The sequence below is a fragment of the Micromonospora sp. NPDC004704 genome (assembly GCF_053601675.1).
This window is the reverse complement of the sequence record NZ_JBSGCD010000019.1, coordinates 1-21871: the sequence shown is the minus strand read 5'-3', so window position 1 is coordinate 21871 and position 21871 is coordinate 1. Positions and strand designations below refer to the sequence as shown.

The 21871-nt window shown below is 71.1% G+C and carries 23 protein-coding genes, 1 tRNA gene and 1 riboswitch; of the genes, 12 read left to right on the top strand and 12 right to left on the bottom strand.

The genetic code is table 11. The features are described 5' to 3' along the window. Nucleotides 1-12 precede the first annotated feature (12 nt). From ACWEFB_RS23800 to ACWEFB_RS23785, 4 genes are all read left to right on the top strand, one after another. Nucleotides 13-837 (top strand): DUF3105 domain-containing protein, encoded by an 825-nt coding sequence (locus ACWEFB_RS23800; RefSeq protein WP_452288742.1) that lies wholly within the window; start codon nucleotides 13-15, stop codon nucleotides 835-837. Nucleotides 838-852: 15 nt separating this feature from the next. After that, nucleotides 853-1626: a DUF305 domain-containing protein gene (locus ACWEFB_RS23795; protein ID WP_452288740.1), complete on the top strand. Its 774-nt coding sequence runs from the start codon at nucleotides 853-855 to the stop codon at nucleotides 1624-1626. A 103-nt stretch (nucleotides 1627-1729) separates the two neighbouring features. Beyond that, on the top strand, nucleotides 1730-2410 hold the full coding sequence (locus ACWEFB_RS23790) for a winged helix-turn-helix domain-containing protein (RefSeq protein WP_452288738.1): 681 nt from the start codon (nucleotides 1730-1732) through the stop codon (nucleotides 2408-2410). Nucleotides 2411-2567: 157 nt separating this feature from the next. Continuing rightward, nucleotides 2568-2642, top strand: a tRNA-Arg gene (locus tag ACWEFB_RS23785). Nucleotides 2643-2797: 155 nt separating this feature from the next. Here the strand turns inward: ACWEFB_RS23785 and gap are convergent. Together gap and ACWEFB_RS23775 are read right to left on the bottom strand one after the other, a co-directional pair. Beyond that, the gene (gap, locus tag ACWEFB_RS23780) at nucleotides 2798-3802 is read right to left on the bottom strand and encodes a type I glyceraldehyde-3-phosphate dehydrogenase (protein ID WP_452288736.1); all 1005 of its coding nucleotides are present in this window, start codon (nucleotides 3800-3802) and stop codon (nucleotides 2798-2800) included. A 4-nt stretch (nucleotides 3803-3806) separates the two neighbouring features. Continuing rightward, complete coding sequence (locus ACWEFB_RS23775) at nucleotides 3807-4400, bottom strand: TetR/AcrR family transcriptional regulator (protein ID WP_452288734.1); 594 nt, start codon at nucleotides 4398-4400, stop codon at nucleotides 3807-3809. Between the two features lie 123 nt (nucleotides 4401-4523). Between ACWEFB_RS23775 and ACWEFB_RS23770 the strand changes: the two genes are divergently transcribed. Next, nucleotides 4524-4943: a PPOX class F420-dependent oxidoreductase gene (locus ACWEFB_RS23770; protein WP_452288732.1), complete on the top strand. Its 420-nt coding sequence runs from the start codon at nucleotides 4524-4526 to the stop codon at nucleotides 4941-4943. On the opposite strand, the gene ACWEFB_RS23765 is transcribed toward ACWEFB_RS23770, so the two are convergent. The 3 genes from ACWEFB_RS23765 to ACWEFB_RS23755 form a co-directional block, all read right to left on the bottom strand. Next, nucleotides 4944-6188: an RNA polymerase sigma factor gene (locus tag ACWEFB_RS23765; protein ID WP_452288730.1), complete on the bottom strand. Its 1245-nt coding sequence runs from the start codon at nucleotides 6186-6188 to the stop codon at nucleotides 4944-4946. A gap of 8 nt (nucleotides 6189-6196) precedes the next feature. Next, a complete protein-coding gene (locus ACWEFB_RS23760; RefSeq protein WP_452288903.1) occupies nucleotides 6197-6610 on the bottom strand; it encodes a YciI family protein in 414 nt (137 codons plus the stop codon). Nucleotides 6611-6698: 88 nt separating this feature from the next. Next, a complete protein-coding gene (locus ACWEFB_RS23755) occupies nucleotides 6699-7142 on the bottom strand; it encodes a winged helix-turn-helix transcriptional regulator (protein WP_452288728.1) in 444 nt (147 codons plus the stop codon). An 89-nt stretch (nucleotides 7143-7231) separates the two neighbouring features. Here ACWEFB_RS23755 and ACWEFB_RS23750 point away from each other — a divergent pair, with 89 nt between their 5' ends. Beyond that, the gene (locus ACWEFB_RS23750; RefSeq protein ID WP_452288725.1) at nucleotides 7232-7864 is read left to right on the top strand and encodes an NADPH-dependent F420 reductase; all 633 of its coding nucleotides are present in this window, start codon (nucleotides 7232-7234) and stop codon (nucleotides 7862-7864) included. 6 nt (nucleotides 7865-7870) lie between these two features. On the opposite strand, the gene ACWEFB_RS23745 is transcribed toward ACWEFB_RS23750, so the two are convergent. Both ACWEFB_RS23745 and ACWEFB_RS23740 read right to left on the bottom strand, forming a co-directional pair. Beyond that, the gene (locus tag ACWEFB_RS23745; RefSeq protein ID WP_452288723.1) at nucleotides 7871-8596 is read right to left on the bottom strand and encodes a GAP family protein; all 726 of its coding nucleotides are present in this window, start codon (nucleotides 8594-8596) and stop codon (nucleotides 7871-7873) included. Beyond that, nucleotides 8581-9225: a TetR/AcrR family transcriptional regulator gene (locus tag ACWEFB_RS23740; protein WP_452288721.1), complete on the bottom strand. Its 645-nt coding sequence runs from the start codon at nucleotides 9223-9225 to the stop codon at nucleotides 8581-8583. The genes ACWEFB_RS23745 and ACWEFB_RS23740 overlap by 16 nt, the downstream gene beginning before the upstream one ends. A gap of 137 nt (nucleotides 9226-9362) precedes the next feature. On the opposite strand from ACWEFB_RS23740, the gene ACWEFB_RS23735 reads away from it, so the two are divergent. The 4 genes from ACWEFB_RS23735 to ACWEFB_RS23720 all read left to right on the top strand — a co-directional run bounded on the left by ACWEFB_RS23735 (nucleotide 9363) and on the right by ACWEFB_RS23720 (nucleotide 13771). Next, nucleotides 9363-10571: a glycosyltransferase gene (locus ACWEFB_RS23735; RefSeq protein ID WP_452288719.1), complete on the top strand. Its 1209-nt coding sequence runs from the start codon at nucleotides 9363-9365 to the stop codon at nucleotides 10569-10571. A gap of 117 nt (nucleotides 10572-10688) precedes the next feature. Continuing rightward, on the top strand, nucleotides 10689-12068 hold the full coding sequence (locus ACWEFB_RS23730) for a sensor histidine kinase (protein ID WP_452288717.1): 1380 nt from the start codon (nucleotides 10689-10691) through the stop codon (nucleotides 12066-12068). Further along, nucleotides 12056-12730: a response regulator transcription factor gene (locus ACWEFB_RS23725; RefSeq protein WP_452288715.1), complete on the top strand. Its 675-nt coding sequence runs from the start codon at nucleotides 12056-12058 to the stop codon at nucleotides 12728-12730. The genes ACWEFB_RS23730 and ACWEFB_RS23725 overlap by 13 nt, the downstream gene beginning before the upstream one ends. A 66-nt stretch (nucleotides 12731-12796) precedes the next feature. After that, complete coding sequence (locus ACWEFB_RS23720) at nucleotides 12797-13771, top strand: DUF1775 domain-containing protein (protein ID WP_452288713.1); 975 nt, start codon at nucleotides 12797-12799, stop codon at nucleotides 13769-13771. Nucleotides 13772-13966: 195 nt separating this feature from the next. On the opposite strand, the gene ACWEFB_RS23715 is transcribed toward ACWEFB_RS23720, so the two are convergent. The 5 genes from ACWEFB_RS23715 to ACWEFB_RS23695 all read right to left on the bottom strand — a co-directional run bounded on the left by ACWEFB_RS23715 (nucleotide 13967) and on the right by ACWEFB_RS23695 (nucleotide 19454). Next, nucleotides 13967-15961, bottom strand: coding sequence for a cytochrome c oxidase assembly protein (locus ACWEFB_RS23715; protein WP_452288711.1), 1995 nt, complete (start codon nucleotides 15959-15961; stop codon nucleotides 13967-13969). Then, nucleotides 15958-16578 (bottom strand): copper resistance CopC family protein, encoded by a 621-nt coding sequence (locus ACWEFB_RS23710; RefSeq protein WP_452288709.1) that lies wholly within the window; start codon nucleotides 16576-16578, stop codon nucleotides 15958-15960. The genes ACWEFB_RS23715 and ACWEFB_RS23710 overlap by 4 nt, the downstream gene beginning before the upstream one ends. 77 nt (nucleotides 16579-16655) lie before the next feature. Beyond that, complete coding sequence (locus ACWEFB_RS23705; protein ID WP_452288707.1) at nucleotides 16656-17570, bottom strand: cation diffusion facilitator family transporter; 915 nt, start codon at nucleotides 17568-17570, stop codon at nucleotides 16656-16658. A gap of 145 nt (nucleotides 17571-17715) precedes the next feature. Further along, nucleotides 17716-19050 carry a hypothetical protein gene (locus ACWEFB_RS23700; protein WP_452288705.1) on the bottom strand — a complete coding sequence of 445 codons (1335 nt, stop codon included), beginning with the start codon at nucleotides 19048-19050 and terminating at the stop codon, nucleotides 17716-17718. Further along, entirely contained in the window at nucleotides 19047-19454 is a 408-nt protein-coding gene (locus tag ACWEFB_RS23695; protein ID WP_326562810.1) for a cupredoxin domain-containing protein, read from the bottom strand. The genes ACWEFB_RS23700 and ACWEFB_RS23695 overlap by 4 nt, the downstream gene beginning before the upstream one ends. A 55-nt stretch (nucleotides 19455-19509) precedes the next feature. On the opposite strand from ACWEFB_RS23695, the gene ACWEFB_RS23690 reads away from it, so the two are divergent. Further along, on the top strand, nucleotides 19510-20376 hold the full coding sequence (locus tag ACWEFB_RS23690) for a copper resistance CopC family protein (protein WP_452288703.1): 867 nt from the start codon (nucleotides 19510-19512) through the stop codon (nucleotides 20374-20376). A 189-nt stretch (nucleotides 20377-20565) separates the two neighbouring features. Further along, nucleotides 20566-20696: riboswitch (cyclic di-AMP (ydaO/yuaA leader) on the top strand. A 3-nt stretch (nucleotides 20697-20699) separates the two neighbouring features. Then, nucleotides 20700-21710, top strand: coding sequence for a coiled-coil domain-containing protein (locus ACWEFB_RS23685; RefSeq protein ID WP_452288701.1), 1011 nt, complete (start codon nucleotides 20700-20702; stop codon nucleotides 21708-21710). Nucleotides 21711-21871 lie beyond the last annotated feature (161 nt).

The window sequence follows — 21871 nt, the reverse complement described above, 5'->3', positions numbered from 1 at the left end:
TGACGAGGCACCATGAGCATCAGCACCCAGGGTGGCGATCAAAGCCGTCCGTCCGTGGTCAGCACCGGTAAGAAGCCGGCGGCCGGTGGAAAGCCGGCGGCGGGTGGCAAGCCAGCAACCGGTAACTCCGGTGGCGGCCGTCCCGGCGGGCAAGGTCGAGGCGCGGGCGGTGGCGGCAAGGGCCCCCGCAAGCCGATCGCCCCGGTCAAGGTCAGCCAGGGCCGCAGTTGGGGCCCGATCGCGCTGTTCGTCGCCGTCGGCGTACTCGCCGTCGGAATCATCGGCTGGGGCGGCTGGGCGGTGTTCCAGGGTGCCAAGCCCTGGGCCGAGCAGGCCGCCGGCATCGACGGGATCAAGGACTACCGGGAATCGCCGGACAAGTCGCTGACCGCCTCGGACCACGCCTGGGGCCCGGTCAGCTACTCGCTCACCCCGCCGGTGGGCGGCAAGCACAACTTCAACTGGCAGAACTGCATGGGTGACGTCTACGACGCGCCGATCGCCAGCGAGCACGCGGTGCACAGCATGGAGCACGGCGCGGTCTGGGTCTCGTACAAGACCGGGCTCCCGGCCGACCAGGTGTCGAAGCTGGCCGAGAAGGTGCGCGGCAACGAGTACATGCTGATGAGCCCGATCGACAACCTGGACAAGCCGATCTCGCTGCAGGCCTGGGGCTACCAGCTCAAGGTCGACAACGCGGACGACAGCCGGATCGACACGTTCATCCGGTCGCTGCGTACCAACGCTGGCATCGAGCAGGGCGCGAGCTGCTCCGGCGGTATCACCGCCACCGGCACCACCCCGCGTGACCTCGGCAAAGACGGCGCAACCCAGTAAGAAGTAAGGACACCGATGGGTACAGCAACCCGCCCCGACGCGTCGGCTCCGGCCGGCGCGTCGGGCGCCGACGATCCGCGACCCGAACAGCTCGAAGACCTCGGAGACGAGGATTTCGAGCGGGACGGCTCGTCGGGCGACGACGACGATTCCGACGACTTCGACGACAACTCGGCCACCGGTGAGGGCCGTCGCCGGTTCAGCACCGGCTGGGTGGCCATCGGGATCGCGGTCGGACTGGTCCTCGGCGTTGCCGCCGGGTTGCTGATCCCGGGGCTGACCCGGCCCGGTGAGACCTCGGTCGAGGCCGGGTTCGCGCGGGACATGTCGACCCACCACGCCCAGGCCGTCGAGATGGCCATGCTCGCGCACGAGAAAGCCACCGACCCGGACGTACGGACGCTCGGTGCCGACATCGCGCTGACCCAGCAGGCCCAGATCGGCATCATGCTGACCTGGCTGCGCGACTGGAAGCTCGGCCCAACCGGTTCGGCCCCGAGGATGGCGTGGATGTCGGACGGCGGCGGCACGGTCCGGGACGGTCTGATGCCGGGCATGGCCACCGACGCCGAGCGGGCCCAGCTACGGGCGGCGACCGGGCAGGACTTCGACACGATGTTCCTCCGGCTGATGCTCAACCACCACCTCGGCGGCATCCACATGGCCGAGGCGGCGCTGGACGAGTCCGACGACGAGCAGGTGCAGTCCCTGGCCGGGACCATGGTCGCGGGCCAGAAGAAGGAAATCACCGCAATCCAGGCACTGCTTGACAAAGTAGGCGCAAAGTAGCCCGCTTAATTCCTGTACGTACCGTTATGCCCGACTGTGCACTTTAGGGAGTTTTCTCCGTAGATATCGTGACCAGTCATGATCCGGGCTCGTTGCCCCAGTCGTGGGGGTTGTTCTCAAGGACGCGCGACGTTCCGTCACCAGCTGGTGCCGGCGGCACACCATCGGCGGCGACGGCGCGGTGGCCGCTCGGCGCGGGCAGCGGTCGGGCCCGGCAGAGGCACTCAGCCGCGATCAGGAGCTCGAACTGATCGACGCACTGCGGGGCAGGTACCCGGACCAGTTCGGGTTCGACGATCCGCTCTGGACCAGGCAGAGCGTCACCGCCCTGATCGAGCGCCAGTTCGGGCTCACGATCGAACCGGCGACCGTCGGCGAATACCTGCACGCCTGGGGACTCGGCCCACGGGAGCCCACCGACCGCGCCTGCGGCCTCTGCGTCGACGCCGTACGCATCTGGATGCGACAGGAGTACCCCGGAATCGTCCGTTCCGCCCAGGAGCACCGCGCGGAACTCTGCTGGCTCGGCCGTACCCGACTGCACGGTGTCGCGCCGGCGGCCGACGTCATCTCCGCGATGTCCCAGCGGGGGCGGATGAAGTTCATGATCACCACGCCTACGGTGGATCCACCGCTGCCCCGCGACTTCCTGCTGCGGCTGAGCGGCGTGGACGGCCGATTGGTGCACGTGGTGGTGGACGGATCCTGGGGGCGGGGCGAGTGGCCCCGGCGGCTTCCACCCCGGATCGCCCCGTACGCGTTGCCTTCGTGTGGTCGTTCCTGAAGGTGGTGGGGTGGGGGTTGGGGGCGGCGTACCCCACTCTGGGCGGTCACGCTTGATCCCGACGTGGGGCACGCCGCCCCCAACCCCTGGCGCCATGCCTGGTGGATACCGATTCGGCTGCCGGGCCGGGTGTTTGCTACTCTTTCCCGGTCGCTGAGCCCCCGTAGCTCAGGGGATAGAGCACCGCCCTCCGGAGGCGGTGGCGCAGGTTCGAATCCTGCCGGGGGCACCAATCTTGACCAGCACGAAAAGGCCCGTAACCAGGGGAAACCCGGTCGCGGGCCTTCATCGTTCATCCAGCATGTTCGGCTGCCCACAGCCATCAGCCGCCAACAGCGCCAAATACGCGCCAAGGTTTCCGTGGCTGTCAAGGGTGCCGGCCCGGCGTCAGGCGGCTGCGGCGATCCGTTCGGAGAACTCGACGAGGCGGTTGGAGAATCCCCACTCGTTGTCGTACCAGCCGAGCACCTTGACCTGGTTGCCGACGGCCTGGGTCAGCGGCGCGTCGAAGATCGACGAGTAGGGATTGCCGACGATGTCCGCCGAGACCAGCGGCGCCTCGGAGTACTGCAGGTAGCGTTGCAGCCGCTGGGAAGCAGCCGCCTCGCGGAACGCCGCGTTGACGTCGTCGACGCTGGCGCTCTGTCGCAGGACCACGGTGAGGTCGGTGATCGAACCCACCGGGACGGGGACGCGCAGGGCGGCGCCGGTGAGGCGCCCGTCGAGTTCGGGGATGACCTTGCCGATCGCCTTGGCCGCGCCGGACGACGTCGGAATGGTCGAGACGGCGGCCGCGCGGGCCCGACGCAGGTCGGAGTGCGGGGCGTCGTGCAGTCGCTGGTCGCCCGTGTACGCGTGAACCGTCGTCATCAGGCCGGACTCGATGCCGAACGAGTCGTTCAGCACCTTTGCCAGCGGCGCGAGCGAGTTCGTGGTGCACGAGCCGTTGGAGAAGACATCGTGGCTGTCCGGGTCGAGTCTGTCGTCGTTCACCCCGAGGACGAACGTGGGGACGTCCCCCTTGGCCGGTGCCGAGACGATGACCTTTCTCGCGCCGCCCTTGAGGTGGGCCGCGGCCGTGACTCCGTCCGTGAAGTGGCCGGTGGATTCGATGACGACGTCGGCGCCGACGTCACCCCAGGGGATGGTGGCGGGGTCGCGCTGCGCGAAGACCCTCATGCGCGTGCCCTGGACGGCGATCGCGTCGCCGTCGAAGGCGACGCCGTCGAGGTGGCCGGAGATGGAGTCCCACTCGAGCAGGGTGGCGAGCGTACGGGCGTCGGTGAGGTCGTTGACCGCCACCACCTCGACGTCGGCGTCGTTCGCCAGGGCGGCGCGCAGGTAGCTGCGCCCGATCCGCCCGAACCCGTTGATGCCGATGCGTACCGTCATGGTTTCACTTCCTCTTGTCGTTCTTGTCGTTCGGCGTGGCTGGTGCAGCCGCCCGGAGCAGGTCGAGGGCGCCGGCCTGGGCGTCGTCGAACGGGCCCGGGTCCTGCTGCGCGATCGCGAGCACGTAGCCGCCCTGCAGGACGGACATCAGGGTGTGGGCGAGGCGCTCGGGGTCGAGGTCGTCCCGCAGTTCGCCGGCGGCGACCGCGTCGCGAAGCACCTTCACCCAGCTCGCGTGGACCTGGGTGAACGCGCGCCCGACCGGGTCGAGCAGCACCGGGTCCTCGCGGACCTGCCGGTCCTGGGTCAACCGGCCGACCTTGCAGCCCTTGAGTGCGTCGCGGGGACGCTTCAGGTAGGCCTCGATCCGAGCCATCGGGTCGCCCGGACCGTCGAGCTCGGACGTGGCCGGCAACAGGTCGGCGACGTTGCGCTCGAGGGCGGCGAGCGCGAGATCCCGTTTGCTCGGGAAGTGGTGGTACATGCTGCCCTGGCCCACCCCGGACCGCTCGCGTACGTCACGCGGGCTCGTGTCGGCGTAGCCACGCTCCCACATGAGCTCGCTCATCGTCTCGACCAGCAGTTGTCGCGAGTCCATGCCGACAGTCTGTACATACCAGTAGGTACAGCGCAACCCGTTCCGCGCGTACGAGGTGGATCATGACCGGGTACCTGCGTAACGTGGGGGACGTCACGCTGCCCCGAAAAAGAGAGTTGGAACATGTCCAAACCGCCGCTTCCCGAACCCGCCATTGCCCTGCTGCGCAAGCCGAACCCGGCCGTCATGACCACCCTCAAGGCGGATGGTCAGCCGGTGTCCACCGCGACCTGGTACCTGTGGGACGACGGCCGGATCCTGGTGAACATGGACGAGGGACGCCGTCGGCTGGGCCATATCCGCAACGACCCCCGGGTGGCGCTCACCGTTCTGGACGAGGGCGGCTGGTACACCCACGTCAGCCTCATGGGGCGCGTCGTCGACCTGCGCGAGGACACCGACCTGGCGGACATCGACCGGCTTTCCCTGCACTACCGCGGGCAGGCGTACGCACGGCGGGATCGCGGTCGGGTCAGTGCCTGGATCGAGATCGACACCTGGCACGGCTGGGGTGCGCTCAAGGACAACAACCAGGTCGGCTGACTACTGGTCCTCGGCGAGGCGGGCGGCGCGGGCGTTGAGGTAGCGCTGTTGCGGGAGGCTGGTGGCCAGGCTGGCGGCTTTCTCGTACGCCCGGCGGGCGCCGCCGTGGTCGCCGGACATCTCCAGCAGGTGGGCGCGGACCGCGTACAGGCGGCGGTCTCCGGCGATCCGCTGGTCGGTTTCGAGCTTGCCGAGCAGGTCCAGCCCCGCCTCCGCGCCCCGGGCCATGGCCACCGCGACGGCGTGGTTCAGGGCCACCACCGGGCTGTCGGACAGGCGCAGGAGCAGCTCGTACAGGGCGACTATCTGGGGCCAGTCGGTCGCCTCGGCGGTCGGTGCCTCGTCGTGGATCGCGGCTATCGCCGCCTGGAGCTGGTACGGGCCGGTCGCCCCGCGCGGCAGCGCCTCGGTGAGCAGGCCGACCCCCTCGTGGATCTGCCCCGCGTCCCACCGGCTGCGGTCCTGCTCCGCCATCGGCACCAGCGCGCCGTCCGGTCCCGTACGCGCCGACCGCCGGGCGTCGGTCAGCAGCATCAGCGCGAGCAGTCCGGCCACCTCCCCGTCGTCGGGCAGCAGCCGGTGCACCAGCCTGGTCAGCCGGATAGCCTCGGTCGACAGTTCGGCCCGGTGCAGGCTGGGGCCGGTGGTGCTGGCGTACCCCTCGTTGAAGATCAGGTAGAGGACGTGCAGCACCGCGCCGAGCCGCGCGGCGCGTTCCGTGGCCGGGGGCAGGCCGAACGGGATGCCGCTGTCCCTGATCCGCTGCTTGGCCCGGGTGATCCGCCGGGTCATGGTCGCCTCCGGTACGAGGAACGCCCGGGCCACCTCCCCGGTGCTCAGGCCGCCGACCGCCCGCAGGGTCAGCGCGATCTGCGCGGCCGGGGTCAGCGCGGGGTGGCAGCACATGAACAGCAGGACGAGCGTGTCGTCGGAGTCCGTGGCGGTACGGTCGGCGGCCGATGCTAGCCACTGCTCCGGCAGGGTCCACCGGGCGACAGTGTCCTCCCGGCGTAACCGGGCCTGCTCGCTGCGGAGCAGGTCGGTCAGCCGGCGCGCGGCGACCGTGATCAGCCAGCCGAGCGGGTGGTCCGGCAGTCCGTCCCTCGGCCACTGGGCCGCTGCCGCGATCAGTGCCTCCTGGGTCGCGTCCTCGGCGGTGTCGAAATGCCCGTAGCGGCGTACCACCGCGCCGAGGACCTGCGGCGCCAGGGTGCGCAACAGGTCCTCGACCTCGGTGTCCGGCACGTCGTTGATCAGATGCTCAGTTCCTCGACGCCTTCCACGATCGGCCGTACGTCGACGTACCACTCCGGACCGGATCCGCCCTGGTCCGGGTGGGGGGTGTTCGCCAGGCGCGCGGCGATCTCGGTGGCCCGGTCGAAGCTCCTGCACTCGACGATGGTGTAGCCGGCCAGGACCTCCTGGGTTTCGGCGTACGGCCCGTCGGTGACCACCGGAACACCGTCGCGCAACTCGATCCGCCGGGCGTGGACCGGGGCGCTCAGGCCCTGGGCGTCGACGAACTCACCGGACTCGACCAGCTCGTTGTTCCACGCTGCCATGAACTCGTGCATCGCCGCCACGTCCTCCGCCGACCAGGCCGGGCCGTTGCCGGGCTTGCCGGCCAGGACGTCGTAGTCCCGCTGCGAACCGGACAACAGGATCATGTACTTCACGAGAGTCCTCCTTCTCCGCCGGCACCTGCGCGGTGCCGTTCGACCGGGACGTCGGAGCCGCCGGCCCGGTCCGGACAGGTCAACCCGCCTTCGGACCGACGATTTTCCCGTCGTGGCGGGCGCGGGCGGCGTCCATCTCCGGGACGTGTCGCTCGGCCCAGTCGACCACGACCAGCATCGCTTCCAGGAGCCCCACGCCGAGCGGGGTCAGCCGGTAGTCGACCCGAGCCGGCACCCCGGCGGTGACCGTACGGGTGACCAGTCCGTCGCGTTCCAGTCCGCGCAGTGTCTGGGTGAGCATCTTCTGGCTCGCCCCGGCGACCGACCGGGCCAGGTCGGCGTGCCGGCGGGGGCCCGACCCGAGTTCCTTCAGCACCAGGCTGACCCACTTGTCACCGAGCCGGTCCAGCACCCGGTGCCCCGGACACCCGGCCATCGCGTCCAGGTGCGTCTCCCGTGCCGCCGTCCGCCGTCGCGCGGCGTCCCGTGTCACCACCACGTCCTCCCGAAGTGCCCTGGGCACCCGGAAGTGCCTACTACCTGCGGCTGGAGGTCAACCGTAACGTCGGCGCCGGCTCCCACTCCCCCGCACGTACGCACTCGGAGGCACAGATGACCCGCATCGCCATCCTCGGATCCGGCAACGTGGCCCGGGCGCTCGCCGGCCCGCTCGCGGCCCACGGCCACCCGGTCGTGGTCGGCTCCCGTACGCCGGAGGGCTTGAACTGGGGTGGCGACGGCGTCGCCGTCGCGTCCCCGGCCGACGCCGTCGCCGGGGCCGAGATCGTGGTCAACGCCCTGCCCGGCGCGGTTTCGGTGCGGGCCCTGGCGGACCTGCGCGGTTCGCTCGCCGGCCGGATCCTGGTCGACGTCGCCAACGGGGTACGGATCGGCGACGACGGGTTCGCCACCGCGTTGCTCCATCCCGGCAGCAGTCTGGCCGAGCAGATCCAGGCGGCCCTGCCGGCGACCTTCGTCGTCAAGGCGCTGAACACCATGCACGTGTCGCTGATGGCCGACCCCGGACGCCTGCCCACCCCGCCCACGGTGTTCGTGTCCGGCGACCGGGCCGAGGCCAGGCAGGCCACCGGGCGGTTCCTGGCCGCTCTGGGTTGGCGGCACGAGTGGGTGGTCGACCTGGGCGGCCTCGTCACGGCCCGGTGGACCGAGACCTTCCCGCTGGCCGTACGCCCACTGGTCGCCGCCCTCGGACCGGTCCCGTTCGGGCTGGCGATAGCCCGCTGAGCCGCCCTACTTCGCCCCGGAGAGGGTGTCGATCGCGTCGAAGAGTCCCAGTTCCCCGGCCGCGTTCGAGGCCAGCAGGAAACCGGCGATGCCGACGATCCATCCGGTGGTCTCGGCGGCGCTGCGGGTCATCCACCCGTTGACCCAGACGAGTACGGGCTGCACCGCGTTGGCCGCGATCATCCGGGCGCCGAGCAGCACCAGCGCCGGCAGGATCATCACCAGGCAGTATCCGGCGAGTACGGCAGCGGTCACCGGCAGTGCCAGTTCGGCCCCGCTCAGCAGCCCGATGGCGCCCAGGTACGGCAACATCGTCGCCGCCTCCAGGGTGACCGCGGTCAGGGCCAGGGCGATCAGTGCCTTCGACGACCCCTCGCCGGTCATCGCCCGCTCGCGCCACCGCATCAGCCGCCCCGGCTCGGCCCCTTCCTTCTTCCGGCCGGTGCGGAAGGCGAGGACGAGCAGGACGATGCCGAGGACGAGCTGCACCACCTGGACCGGTGTGGTGTCGAGCAGCGGTCGGATGTCGTCCAGCAGCGCCGCGGCACCGGCGGTCAGTGCCACGCCGAGCGCGAGGTAGAAGACGGCGACGGTGCCAAGGAAGATCAGTAGCCGGGACGCGTGCAGGCGGCCGGGGGCGAGCATCATCCAGATCGGGATCAGCAGTGTTCCGAAGCTCGTGCTGTCGATCAGAGCTAACAGGACCAGGGATCCGATCAACCCGGCGTCCATCGACCATCCTCTCGTACGGCGGATTCCAGCGTTTCGAGTCGCCGGCTCAACAGGTGGCGTACCTGTGCCGGCGGTAGTTCCTCGGGGAAGGTGGCGCCCTGCAGGGTGAGTCCGTCGACGAAGGTGTGCAGGTCCGCCGCTCCGGCTTCCAGCACCTCGCCGGGCAGGGGCGCGGTGAGGTCGGCCGGCCACGGGCACCCGGCGATCTCGGCCACCGCGAGCCGGCAGATGTACCGTTCGCCGCGCCAGCCCGTCTCGCGCAGGTCGTCGAAGCTGCGGTCGACCCTTGCCCTGGTCAGGAACGCCAGCCAGACCAGCCCTTCGGCGAGTCGCTCCTGGTCGAGCGGCAGGAGTTCCTCGATGATCCGTTGCGCCCGTTCGAGGCCGGGTTGGCCGGTCGCGAGCTGGACCCGGAGCCGCTCGGGCGTACGGCGGAGCATCACCTCCAGGGCGAACCGCAGCAGGCCCTCCTGGGTGGCGAAGTAGTACCGCAGGGCCCCCATCGACCAGCCGGCCTCGGCGGCCACCGCGCGTACGGTCGCACCCTCGACGCCGGCTCGGGCGACCACGGCCCAGACCGCCCGAGCGAGTTCCTCCCGACGCTGATCATGATCGACGACCTTCGGCACGACCCTTTCTAGCACCCATCGAACAGCGTTTCAACACAGGCGTGCGAAATAAAACCCGACACTGCCTACTCAGCGAGCGGTTCGTGAATCCGGCAATACCTGTTGAACCCGCCGATCCGATAGGGAAAGGTCGGTGGGTGCGTTTTCTCTTCAGCTTCGCAGGTGGCAGTGGCCACTTCATCCCGCTCGTGCCGATCGCCCGCGCCGCCCGGGCCGCCGGTCACCAGGTCGCCTTCGCCTGCGCGTCGGGGATGGCCGCAACGGTCGAAGCGGCCGGTTTCACGGCCCTCGTCACCGAGACACCCCCGGCCGACGGCCCGCCGCAGGGTACGCCCACCGCGCCCCCCGAGCGCATCCCGTTGCGGCCGATCGACTTCGCGCAGATCGACCGCGAGGTACGCGAGATCTTCGCCGGCCGGGCCGCCCGGCGGAACGCCGAACGGATGCTCGACATCTGCCCCACCTGGCAACCCGACCTGGTGGTCTGCGACGAGGCGGACTTCGGCACCATGGTCGCGGCCGAACGCCTCGGCCTGCCGTACGCGAGTGTGCTGGTCCTGGCCGCCGGTTCGTTGATCCGGCCCGACCTCGTCACCGAACCGCTGAACGAGCTGCGCGCCGCGTACGACCTGCCGCCCGACCCCGAACTCGCCATGCTCAGCCGTTACCTGGTGCTCGCTCCCGCCCCACCGAGCTACCGCGATCCGGCCTGCCCGCTGCCCGCCACCGCGCACTCGATCCGCCCGGTCACACCACCGCCGTCGGCGGACCCGACCGCCCTGCCGTGGGAGGGGCGGACGGAGGGTCGGCCCGGCGTCTACCTCACCCTCGGCACCGAGTTCCCGATCGAATCCGGTGACCTGTTTCCCCGGCTCATCGCCGGGCTCGGGGAACTGGACATCAACCTGCTCGTCACGGTCGGAAAGCAGCTCGATCCGACGGAGTTCGGCCGGCAACCCGACCACGTACGCATCGAGCGTTACGTGCCCCAGGCGCTCGTCCTGCCCCGGTCCGACCTGGTGGTCTCGCACGCCGGCTCGGGCAGCGTGCTCGGGGCGCTGGAACACGGCCTGCCGATGGTGCTGACGCCAATGGGCGCCGACCAGCCGGCGAACGCGGCCCGCTGTGCGGAACTCGGTGTCGGCCGGGTGCTCGACGCGTTCAGCGTCACCCCGGAAGCCGCCGCCGAGGCGGTCACCACCGTGCTCACCGACGACGGCTACCGCCGGGCCGCCGTACGGCTTCGGGACGAGATCGCCGCCCTGCCCGGACCCGACCATGCGGTGCCGCTGTTGGAACGACTCGCAATGGAAAAGCGACCGGTGCTCGCCGCCGGAAGAATATGACCCGGAAAAGCCGGGCGACGGTAATACCGATCTCCCATTCGGGGTAGGGCTGGCCATACCCGAGGTCTAGCCTCAGGCGGATGTATCCACCGATGGCCGACCGTTAGCGTCGATTCCGTGCTTCCCGACAGAGAAACCGCGGTCATCGAACGACAATCCACACTCGACAACACCTCCCGAACCCCACTTGAATCGGTTGGGCGTCGGCGATTCCTGATCGGCGCCTGGCCGTGGCGGTCGCTGGCCTATCTGCTCACCACGGCGCCGGTGGTCGCCGCCGTGGGGTTGCCGTCGCTGGTGCTCGGCTTCCCCTGGCTGATCGCGCTCCGCCGGGTCACCACCGGTGAATTCCAGCCACTGGGCACCCTGCTGATGACCGTACTGGTCGGAGCGGTGCTGGTGGCGGCGTTCGGGCCGCTGGTGGCGATGCCGGTGGCGGCGGTGGAAAGGCGCCGGCTGCGACTGGTCGACACCGGGCCGCCGGTGGTCGTCCGCCACCCGCCGATCGCCCCCGGACCGTGGCCCTGGCTTCGCCACCGGTACGCCGAGGCGACCACCTGGCGGGCAGTGGGCTACACGTTCCTGCTCGTCACCGCCGTCCCGGTGCTGTACGGCGCGGTCCTCGCCGTGCCGGTGCTGATCGTGACCCTCGTGGCCAGCCCGTTCCTGGTCGGGCAGGACGTCGGCCCGGTGTCGCTCGGGTTCGACACGGTCGACTCGGTCGGGGACGCGCTACGGTACGCGGTCGCCGGTCTGCTCCTGCTGCCCTCGGTGCCGTACCTGCTCGCGGTCCTGGCCGGCGCGCACGGCGCGGTCGCCCGGTTGCTGTTGCACGACGGCGGTGGCGGAACCGGGGAGCAACTGCGGGCGGAGTTGGTCGAGGTCGCCCGGTCGCGGGCCCGGCTGGTGGACGCGTTCGAGTCCGAACGTCGCCGGATCGAGCGCGACCTGCACGACGGTGCCCAGCAACGGCTGGTCAGCCTCACCCTGCAACTCGGCCTCGCCCGGCTCGACCTGCCCGCCGACTCACCCGCGGCCGGCACCCTGGCCACCGCGCACGAGCAGGCCAAACAGGCCATGGTCGAGCTACGGGAGATCGTCCACGGCATCCACCCGCAGATCCTCACCGAACGCGGGCTGCCGGCCGCGCTGAGCGAACTCGCCGATCGGTGTTCGATTCCCGTAACCGTCCACTGTGAACCGTCCGGGCGGCTGCCCGGCCAACTGGAGGCGGCGGTCTACTTCGTGGTCGCCGAGGCGCTCACCAACGCGGCCAGGCACAGCGGCGCGACCGAGGTCTCGGTGACCATGGAACAGCGGGCCGGGCGGGTGGCCGTACAGGTCGGTGACGACGGTCGGGGCGGGGCCGACCCGAACCGGGGCACCGGGCTGACCGGGCTGGCCGACCGGGTGGCCGTGGTCGGCGGGCGGATGCTGCTCTCCAGCCCGGCCGGCGGGCCGACCCTGCTCCGGGTGGAGCTGCCGTGTCCCCGGTGACCAGGGTCGTCCTCGCCGAGGACGGGGTGCTGCTCCGGGAGGGGCTGGTCGGGCTCCTGCACCGCTTCGGGTTCGAGGTGGTCGCGGCGGTCGGCGACGCCGAGACGCTGGTCGCGGCCGTCACCGAGCACGCACCGGACCTGGTGGTGACCGACGTACGGATGCCGCCCGGCTCCACCGACGAGGGGCTCCGGGCGGCGGTACGGCTGCGCCGCACCCGTCCGGACCTGGCCGTGGTGGTGCTCAGCCAGTACGTCCGGCTCGGGTACGCCGCCGAGCTGCTCGACTCCGGCGACTGCCGACGGGTCGGCTACCTGCTGAAGGACCGGGTGGTCGACGTCGCCGAGTTCGTCGGCATGCTGCGCCGGATCGTCGACGGCGGCACCGTGGTCGACCCCGAGGTGGTACGGCAACTGCTGCGCCGCCGCCGCGACCCGCTCGCCCGGCTCTCCGTACGCGAACGGGAGGTGCTCGGCCTGATCGCCGAGGGGCGGTCGAACGCGTCGATCGCGAGGACACTGGTCGTCTCGGAGGCGGCGGTCGGCAAGCACGTCGGCAACATCCTCGGCAAGCTGGACCTGCCCCCGACCGAGGACACCAACCGTCGGGTCCTGGCGGTGCTGGCGTACCTGGGCAGCGATACCGATCTGCCGGTGGATTGAACCTTTCCGGTCCCGCCTGCGAACTACCAGGATGGGGCACGGGTACGGGTCGAAGGAGGGTCGCTGATGACTGGATCGGTACGGGCCGGCAGAACACCGGCGGTAGGGGCCGCGCTGCTGGGCGCCCTGCTCGCCGGCGTGCTCGGGGGCGGGGCGGCGTTCGCCGTGCCGGCGGCGGCGGATGTGACCGTGACCCCGGCTCAGGCGTACCGGGGTGACGCCGCGAAGCTCACCTTCCGGGTTCCGGACGAGCGTGCCGGGGCGTACACCACCCGGGTCGAGTTGCGGCTGCCCGAGTCGGCGCCGGTCGCCGAGGTGTATCCGATGTCGGTGCCGGACTGGGGACCGACCACCACCACCCGCCCGCTCAACCAGCCGCTCGGTGGCATCCACCACGGCGCGGTGACCGAGGTGACCTCGGCGATCATCTGGACCCGTACGGCACCGCCCGCCGCGCCGGGTGTCGCCGAGCTGGTGGTCTCGCTGGGACCGATGCCCGACACCGAGCAGCTCGTCTTCGACGTGACCCAGACCTACTCCGACGGTACCCAGGTGCGGTGGAGCACCCCGCCCGGCTCGGCCGCTGCCGCCGGCACCGGTCCGGCACCCGTGGTCGCCCTGCTGGCTCCGGCCGCTCCCCCACCCGCCGCACCCGGTGCGGCCGCCGACGCGGAGGACGGCACCGGGGCCACCGCCAGCGACGACGTCGCCACCGACCGTTTCTCGGACGTGTTGCGGGTCGGGCTGCTGATCGCCCTGCTCGTCACCGCCGCGCTCGCCGGTGCCGCCATCGCCCGCCGCCGCCAACCCGAGCCCGCACCGGACCCGGAACCCGCCGCCCCCACCCCGGCTGCCGCCTCGACCGCCGAGTCCACCACACCCACCGGATCTGCCGACCCCAACGCACCTGCCGCGACAACGTCCGACTCGTCAACCCCCGACCCGTCAACCACCGACCCCGAACCCGAGCCCGCCGAGGCGACCTCGGCAGGGTCGGCGCCGGCCTCGGGCGCCCCCACCCGCTGGCGCCTCCGCTCCTGACCACCCCTGCCCGCCCCGCACTCCTCCACGCCCGCACGCCCCGCACGCCCCGCACGCACGCACGCACGCACGCATGCACGCGGATCAACGCACTTTCACTGAAAGAGTGGTTATCCCACGCCGAATAACCACTCTTTCAGTGAAAGTGCGGGTGCGCGGCGGACGTGGCGTCGCATTGACGGGGGCGGGCGGGTCCTATGCGGGGGTGGACGGCGGGCGGGCGCGGCGCCAGCGGACGGCGAGGGTGGCCAGGACGGCGAGGAGAGGAAGACTGCCGAGCGACCAGAGCAGGCGACCGGCGTTCTGCTGGTCCAACAGGGGCGGGTCGCCCCAGAGACGGGCCAGCGCGGTGGACCAGTCGGCGGCGAGCAGGGTGTCCGAGCCGGCGAGGACCAGCCCGAGGGCAACCTGCGACACCACCAGCAGCAGTACGGCCAACAGCCGCTCCGGGTAGCCCGCACGGCGTGGCACCGGGTCGGTACCGAGCACCACCCAGAAGAAGAGCCAACCGGTGGCCAGGAAGTACCCGACCATGACCAGGTGGGCGGCGTGTGAACGCAGGGCCTGGTCGTAGATCCCGGTGTAGTAGAGCGGGAAACCCGTCCCGGCGAGCAGGATCGCCGCCACCACCGGCCGGGTCAGCAGCAATCCGGTACGGGACGCCCCGGCTCCCCGTAGCCATTCCCGTACTCCCGGCCAGCCGGGGGTGACGGATGTCGGCAGCACCTGTCGGGCCAGGGTGAGCGGGGCGCCGAGCACGAGCAGGATCGGCGCGACCGTGGTCAGCAGCAGTTGCTGGAGCAGGTGCACGCTGAACAGCAGGGGTGCGTACCGGGCCAGGGCGCTGGAGGTGGCGACCACGATCACCGCGCAGCCGAGCAGGAACGTGGCCGTACGCCACACCGGCCACTGCCCGCCCGTACGCCGGAGCCGGGCCACCGCACCCAGGTAGTAACCGGCGATGGCGAGCGCGACGGCGATCAGGACCGGTTCGGGCAGCCAGTCACCGAGCAGCCGGGCGGCGTCGGGGGCCGCCGGCAGCGGGTAGCCGAGCAGGGCCTGCGCGATGCTCTCCTCGGGTTCACCGGGCACCGGCGCCGGGGTCCGGGACAGGGCCACGGCCGTGCCCATCGCGGCGGCGAAGATCAGCACCTCCACCGTGGCGATCCGGATGAACCGGCTCCGGTCGCCGTCGAGCAGACCGGGCAGGGCGGCACGCCGCTGCCACCAGCCGGCGGCGGCGAGCGCACCGAGCAGGAGGGTCTTGAGCAGGACGAGCTGGCCGTACCGGGTGTCGACGAGGGCGCCGAGGCCGGGCAGCCGCACGTACGCCGAGACCAGGCCGGAGGCGGCGACCAGGACCAGGCAGCCGGCGGCGAGCGGGGAGAACCGGCGTACGGCGATGGCCAGTTGGTCGGTCCTGGCGCGACCGGTCAGCGCCAGGGCCAGCAGCCCACCGGCCCAGACCGCCACCGGTACGACGTGCAGCAGCAGCCCGGAGACCGCGAGTTTGTGGTTGCTGGCCGCGGCGGCGTGCCCGGTGAAAACCGGCGGCACCATCGCCAGTACGGCGAGCAGGAGCGCGACACCGGCGGTCCGTGGGGTCAGCGCGGCCCGGCAGATCAGGAAGATCGCCCCGGCCAGCCAGCCGGAGAGGGCCAACGCCTGCCCGAGCTGGACGGTGGTGGCGAAGTTGACGACCGAGGTGACCGACACCGCCTCGGCGATCGGCAGGCCGAGCACGTCGGCGAGGGTGAGGCAGAGCGCGGCGACACTGGCGAGGCACCAGCCGAGCGCGGACCAGGCCGCCGCCCGGACCCGCCGGTAGCCGGTGGCGGAGAGGCCACCTCCGGCGGCACGGGCCGAGAGCAGCACCGCCGCGAGCAGCAGGCCGACGGTGACAACCGCGCCGACCTGCATGCCGAGCCGGGCGATGGGCAACGCCCACGGGGTGATCGGGCCGGCGTCGGCCAGGCCGGGGAGGATCTCCCGGCGGGTGGCTCCCCCGTACGACAGCAGTGCGGCCAGCACCCCGACGGCGACCAGCAGCCCAGCGGCGGCGACCGGCCACCCGCCGGGGTGGGCCGGGCCGGGCCCGGCCGTGGCGGTGGGGCGGTCGGTGGTGCCGACGACGGGGTCCGGCCCATCCACGACCGGTGTGCCCACGGCCGGCTGGTCCGGGCCGGTCACGGCTGGGTGGTCCGGCGGCGCCGGATGAGCAGGAAGCCGGTGCCGATCGCCAGCACGGCGACGCCGGCAAGCAGCAGACCCGGTACGAGGCTGCCCCCACTTTCGGTGGTGGACTCGTCCCCGGCGAGTTCACCCGGCAGGTCGTCCGAGGGGGACGCCGTCGCCCCGGCGGGTGCGGCGGTCGGGTCCGGCCCGGTCGACGGTTGGGTCGCCGCAGAGGGGCTCACCGGTGCGGCGGCGGGCGGCGGCGCGGTCACGGTGAAGGTGAGTTTGCCGCTGACCGGGTGACCGTCGACCGACACCACCCGGTACGCCACCGTGTAGTCGCCCGCGTCGAGCGGCTGCCGGAGCCGCTGCACCGCGCGGGGTCCGGTCACCTCCGGCTGGCCGGTGCCGACGGCCGCACCGGCCTTGTCGGTCACCGCGACGGTGGTGAACTTGGGGTTGAGGCGTTCGGCGAAGTCGAGCACCACCTCGGCCGGCGCGCTGGCGAGCTGGGCGCCCTTGGCCGGATTGCTGGCACGCAGCTCGTTGTGCGCCCAGGCGGGCGCCGGCACGGCCGCGAGTACGGCGGCACAGGCGACGGCGATGACGGCAAGCGGGCGGAACACTCGCATCCAGCTCAACTCCCAACGGCGATGGCAGACAGCCCCCACGGGTAGTCGTGCCGGACGGCCGGATGGTTCCCGCCGAGTCACCAGTGGCTGTCCTGGCACAACCGGGCCGAGGTTAGCGGCTCGACCTGAAGAGTCGCATGGTCGATGCCGAAGCTCTCGTGCAGCCGCTCCCGGGCGGCGGTGAGCACCCGGCCGACCTCGGCACCGGGATCGAGGCTGAGGTGGGCCGAGACGACGTCCATGCCGGAGGTCAGCGTCCACACGTGCAGGTCGTGTACGTCGCAGACCCCGGCGACGCCGGCCAGGCTGGTGCGTACCTCGGTCACGTCGACGTGCGCCGGGGCGGCCTGGACCAGGACCCGGATCGCGGCCCGGGCGAGTTGCCAGGTGCGCGGCAGGATGAACAGACCGACCGCCACCGCGACCACCAGGTCGGCGTAGAGCCACCCGGTGAACGTGATGACCACCGCGGCGACGATGACGCCGACCGAGCCGAGCAGGTCCCCGAGCACCTCCAGGTACGCCCCGCGCACGTTCAGGCTCTCCTTGGCTCCGGAGCGCAGCAGCAGGAAGGCGACGATGTTCGCCAGCAGGCCGCCGACGGCGACGACGAGCATCGGTCCGGCGGCGACCTCGGGCGGGTCACCGAACCGGCGTACGGCCTCGACCAGGACCGCGATCGCCACCCCGAAGAGGAGTACGGCGTTGCCGAGGGCGGCGAGGACCTCCAGCCGGTAGAGGCCGAACGTGCGTTGGGTGTCGAGGTTGGCGCGGCTGGCGGCGGTGATCGCGGCCAGGGCCATGCCGATGCCGAGCACGTCGGTGAACATGTGGCCGGCGTCGGAGAGCAGGGCCAGCGAGCCGGTCAGCCACGCGGCGACGGCTTCGACCAGCATGAACACCGTCAGTACGGCAAGCGCGGCCCAGAGTGGGCGGCGGTGCTTCTCGCCTGCCCTGAGCATGTGACCGCCGTGGTCGTGGCCTGCACCCATGGGTCGCCCTCCCTCGTCGTCGCGCCGTCTCCCACAAAGTATGCGTACATCGCTATGTGTGCAAGTCAGAAGTGGGACTCATTGCCAGCTTCGATCGATTCGGGCGGTGACGTGCCGGAAGGCGACAGGAACGGGCGGTGCGGGGTCAGCCGGCGAAGAGCAGGAGCAGGCCGGCGACCGTGTAGCCGACCATCAGCACCAGCAGCGGCACCTGCGCGGCGATCGCGGACCGGCCGGGGAACAGCACCAACGCCCGGTCGTGGCTGAGCACGGTGCCGAGCAGGTGCCCGAGCACGATCAGCGTGACCTGCAACATGGCCACCCCGGTCGGGGTGACCAGGGCCGCGCTGACCGACCAGTCCGCCGTACCCAGCCAGTTGGCATCCCCGGTGGCGAGCGGGTCGGAGAGCAGCGCGACGGTCCGCTGCCCCTCCAGGACCAGCAGCGAGTAGTAGTGCGCGAGCACGTACCCGACCGCGATCGGCACGATGCAGTGGGCGATCTCGGCCGCCACGTCGGCCGGCCGCACGCCCGGTGCCAGCTTCGCCGCGATCAGGCAGGTGAGGCCGTACGCGGCCAGCACCAGGCCGATCAGCACCAGCATCCCGACGGTGTTGGTGAGCACCGCCGGCAGTTGCGTGTTCTGCACGAACCGGAACCACGCGGGGGCGTTGGAGAGGCTGTCGAACAGGGTGGAGCCGAGCAGGACGACCACCACCGCGGTGAGTCCCGGAGCCGGGGCCAGCCCGCTCATCCCCTCCAGCGGGTTGCGCCAGACCAGCACCCCGTCGTCGCGACGGCCGACCACCGCCAGCCGGCCGACCAGGTCGCTGTACACCTCGAAGGCGTCGCCCCGATCGAAGAACCCGACCCCGAACACGGCCGCCCCCACCAGCATCAGCAGCGCGTACGCGACCAGCCAGGTGCGGATGACCGGGACGGTGGCCCGGTCCGGCGCGACGAGTTCCAGCCAGACGAACGCCAGCAGGCCCAGCGCCGCCGGCCAGTAACCCAGTCGCGGCGACAGCGACAGCAGGCCCCGACGCGGATCCCGCCGGAGCAGCGCGGCAGCGAGCAGATAGGCCGTACGCAGGGGATTCAGCGCCCGCCACACCGGTCCGAACAGCAGCGAGGCGGGCACCAGCCCGACCCAGAACAGCACGTAGAACAGTCCGGCGGTGGGGTTGCGGTCGACGTCCGGGCCGAAGAAGAGCCCGATCGCGAAGTAGCCCGCGAGCACCAGTCCCAGGATTCGCAGGGTCCAGTGCCAACCGGCCGAGTCGACCAGCCGGGCGGCCCGGTCCGGCAGCGGCCGACCCGCCTCGGCGTCACCCAGCCTCGGCTCCCGCCAGAACGCGCCCAGCACCACGAACGAGATGACCAGGGCCAACGCCGCACCCGTCACCGCGTACGCGAACGGGATGGGCAGGTCCTGCCGCCCGCCGACCCCGTGGGCCAGCAGTTCGGGGACCGTCCTCATCGGACCAGTAGCTGGAAAAGCAACACGCCCGACTCGTGCGTCTCGACCTCGAACAGGCCGTCCATGTCCGCCACGAACTCGACCGTGGCCGGCTGGCCGGCGGGCAGTTCCGCGCCGACCTCGTACCCGTGCACGTGCACCCGGTCCGGAACGTCGCTGGTCACGGTGATCCGGACGGACTGGCCCTTCTTCGCGTCCACCCGGCCCGGCTGCGGCTCGGACCGGCCTTCGGTGATGGTGATGGCCACCTCGACCGGCGCGCTGGAGTCCACCGGTTCGTCGGTGGACCCGCATCCGGTGCCCGCGACGGCCAGCAGGACGGCACCGGTCAGTGCGGCCAGTGCACGGCGACGGCCGATAGAGGGCATCATCAACATCTCCCCGGTCAGCCGGTCCCGTGACATCGGGAAGCGACTGTAGCGTCTTGCCGGGCACAGCGGAAGCCACCATGATGGGCCGATGCGATCGACCCGGCTGGTTACCGTCCGCGCGGCATGCCGCCTGTTCGCCGTTGTTCTCGGCGCCACGATCGCCCTCGCGGTGGCCGGATCACCGGCGTCCGCACACGGTCAGCTCGCCGTTTCCAACCCGGTTGCCGGCGCCACGCTGTCCCAACCGATGCAGTCGTTGGAGCTGTACTTCACCGAGGCTCCGGCGGCCAACGCGTACTTCACCGTCACCGCGCCGAGCGGCGTACGGGTCGACGCCGGTTGGCGGCCCGGCCCGGACAAGCGGCTCGACCGCCCGGTGACCGAGCTGAACCTGGTCAACGGCAAGTGGGAGCCGAAGCTCTACCACACCGGATTCTCGGCGTTCGTCCAGGTTTCGCACTGGCCGGAGAAGGGCGAGTACACCGCCAGTTACCTGTCGGTGGCCTCGGACCGCGAGCCCGTACGCGGCACGGTGAAGTTCTCCTACTCCGGGGCGCCGACCCGCGCGCCGCAGGGCTGGAGCGCACCGACGAACGCCGCCGACCCGGCACTGCTCGCCCTGGCCGAGAACCCGGACAGGCCGGCGTCGACCAATCCCGGTGCCGGCAACACCGTCGCATCCGCGTCGCCGGTGCCGGACAACGCCAGTGGCGCCTCCGACGACGGCAGCCCGCTGGTCTGGTTGCTGCCGGTGCTGCTGCTGGTCGGGGTGATTGTCATCGTCGCCCTGGCGATCCGGCCGCGACGTACGGCCAGAATCAACACCGGTCCGGCGAACCGTGGGCGGCCCGTCACCACCGCGGCGGCCAGACGTGCGGCGGCGGCCCGGAAAGCCGCGGCCGGCAACCAGTCGACGGGAAAGGCGCAGCCGTCGCGCAAACGCGGCAACCGCTGATCGGCGATCGCTGATTCGACAATCGGCGCCATCACCATTACAGCGGGTATCCATGTTGGTCGGAACCGCGGATAATAACCGAAAGTTGTTGTCCCATAACGCTTTTCGTACCGGATGGGCATGCCCATCGGGACGCGTCACACGGTAAGATTCTTCGCGGTCAACGCCAATCGGCGCCAACCGGTGCCGGCGGGACCGTCGCCTAATCGTCCTGGACGAACCGGGGAACCGAGTACGTGGGGTGAATCCGCAACAGCGGTAGGGATCACTTCCATCCCGAACCCGTCAGCTAACCCGGTCGGCGACCAACGGAAGGATCCTGCATGACGGCACCCCTCCGCCGATGGTTCACGCCTGCCCTGACCCTGGTTACCACCCTGCTCATGGTGGCGCCGTTCTCGGTCCCGGTCCAGGCCGCGCCGGCAACGCCGGCCCCGGCGACCGAGTCCGACAACCAGTTGCTGAGCGAGGTGTTGGAGGCGACCGGCCGTCGTTTCGCCGACGCCAAGGCCGCCCTCGACGCCTCGAAGAAGCGTCAGGCCGTCCTGGCCACCGAGCTGGCGAAGGCCGAGGTCCAGATCGAGGAGCTGACTCCCCAGGTCACCGAGATCGCCGCCCGCTCCTACCGCACCGGCAGGCTCGGCGCGGTGTCGGCGCTGCTCAACAGCGCGTCCCCGGACTCGTTCCTGGACCGGGCGGTCGCGCTCGACGAGATGAACGCGGTCAACGACCAGAAGCTGCGCGAGCTCAACACCGCCCAGGAACTGGTCGAACGCGCCAAGGCCCTGGCCGACGCCGAGGTCAAGGAGCAGGAGAAGCAGCAGGCCGTGATGGCACGGCAGAAGCAGGACGCGGAACGCTCCCTCGCTCTGGTCGGCGGCAAGAAGCTCACCAACGGCTTCGTCAACGCCAGCTCGCCGGTGGCCAAGGCGGCCCCGCGTACGGCCAGTGGCGGTTGGCCGAAGGAGTCGTGCAACAAGGACGACCCGACCACCAGCGGCTGCGTCACCCCGCGCACGCTGCACGCGTACAACGAGGTGAAGAAGGCGGGCTTCAACCGGTTCGTCGGCTGCCACCGCAACGGCGGTCCGTTCGAGCACCCGAAGGGCCGCGCCTGTGACTGGTCGCTGCTGAACAGCGGGTTCGCCTCCGCGCGTACGCAGGACCAACGGCTCTACGGCAACAACCTGACCGCGTTCCTGGTCCGGAACGCGGACCGGCTCGGCATCCTCTACGTGATCTGGTACAAGCAGATCTGGTTCCCCGCCACCGGCTGGAGCTCGTACAGCGGTGAGAGCGACCACACCGACCACGTACACATGTCCATGCTCTGACCTCGCATACGCTCGTCGATCTAGGGCAAATGGCTGCGAATAGAGATCAACAAGCAGCCATTTGCCCTAGACGAGTAAGTCCTAACTGAGTTAGTGGTCGTAGGCGATGAGTGACCTGGTCACGGGCTGGCCGGTGGTCCGGTTGTGCCAGATCGCGGCGG

Coding starts and splice junctions, on each gene's coding strand:
- ACWEFB_RS23800 (WP_452288742.1), top strand. CDS start 13: ATGAGCATCAGCACCCAGGGTGGCGATCAAAGCCGTCCGTCCGTGGTC.
- ACWEFB_RS23795 (WP_452288740.1), top strand. CDS start 853: ATGGGTACAGCAACCCGCCCCGACGCGTCGGCTCCGGCCGGCGCGTCG.
- gap (WP_452288736.1), bottom strand. CDS start 3,802: ATGACGGTACGCATCGGCATCAACGGGTTCGGGCGGATCGGGCGCAGC.
- ACWEFB_RS23775 (WP_452288734.1), bottom strand. CDS start 4,400: ATGGACTCGCGACAACTGCTGGTCGAGACGATGAGCGAGCTCATGTGG.
- ACWEFB_RS23770 (WP_452288732.1), top strand. CDS start 4,524: ATGTCCAAACCGCCGCTTCCCGAACCCGCCATTGCCCTGCTGCGCAAG.
- ACWEFB_RS23760 (WP_452288903.1), bottom strand. CDS start 6,610: ATGATCCTGTTGTCCGGTTCGCAGCGGGACTACGACGTCCTGGCCGGC.
- ACWEFB_RS23750 (WP_452288725.1), top strand. CDS start 7,232: ATGACCCGCATCGCCATCCTCGGATCCGGCAACGTGGCCCGGGCGCTC.
- ACWEFB_RS23745 (WP_452288723.1), bottom strand. CDS start 8,596: ATGGACGCCGGGTTGATCGGATCCCTGGTCCTGTTAGCTCTGATCGAC.
- ACWEFB_RS23720 (WP_452288713.1), top strand. CDS start 12,797: ATGACTGGATCGGTACGGGCCGGCAGAACACCGGCGGTAGGGGCCGCG.
- ACWEFB_RS23710 (WP_452288709.1), bottom strand. CDS start 16,578: ATGCGAGTGTTCCGCCCGCTTGCCGTCATCGCCGTCGCCTGTGCCGCC.
- ACWEFB_RS23705 (WP_452288707.1), bottom strand. CDS start 17,570: ATGGGTGCAGGCCACGACCACGGCGGTCACATGCTCAGGGCAGGCGAG.
- ACWEFB_RS23700 (WP_452288705.1), bottom strand. CDS start 19,050: ATGAGGACGGTCCCCGAACTGCTGGCCCACGGGGTCGGCGGGCGGCAG.
- ACWEFB_RS23695 (WP_326562810.1), bottom strand. CDS start 19,454: ATGTCACGGGACCGGCTGACCGGGGAGATGTTGATGATGCCCTCTATC.
- ACWEFB_RS23690 (WP_452288703.1), top strand. CDS start 19,510: ATGCGATCGACCCGGCTGGTTACCGTCCGCGCGGCATGCCGCCTGTTC.
- ACWEFB_RS23685 (WP_452288701.1), top strand. CDS start 20,700: ATGACGGCACCCCTCCGCCGATGGTTCACGCCTGCCCTGACCCTGGTT.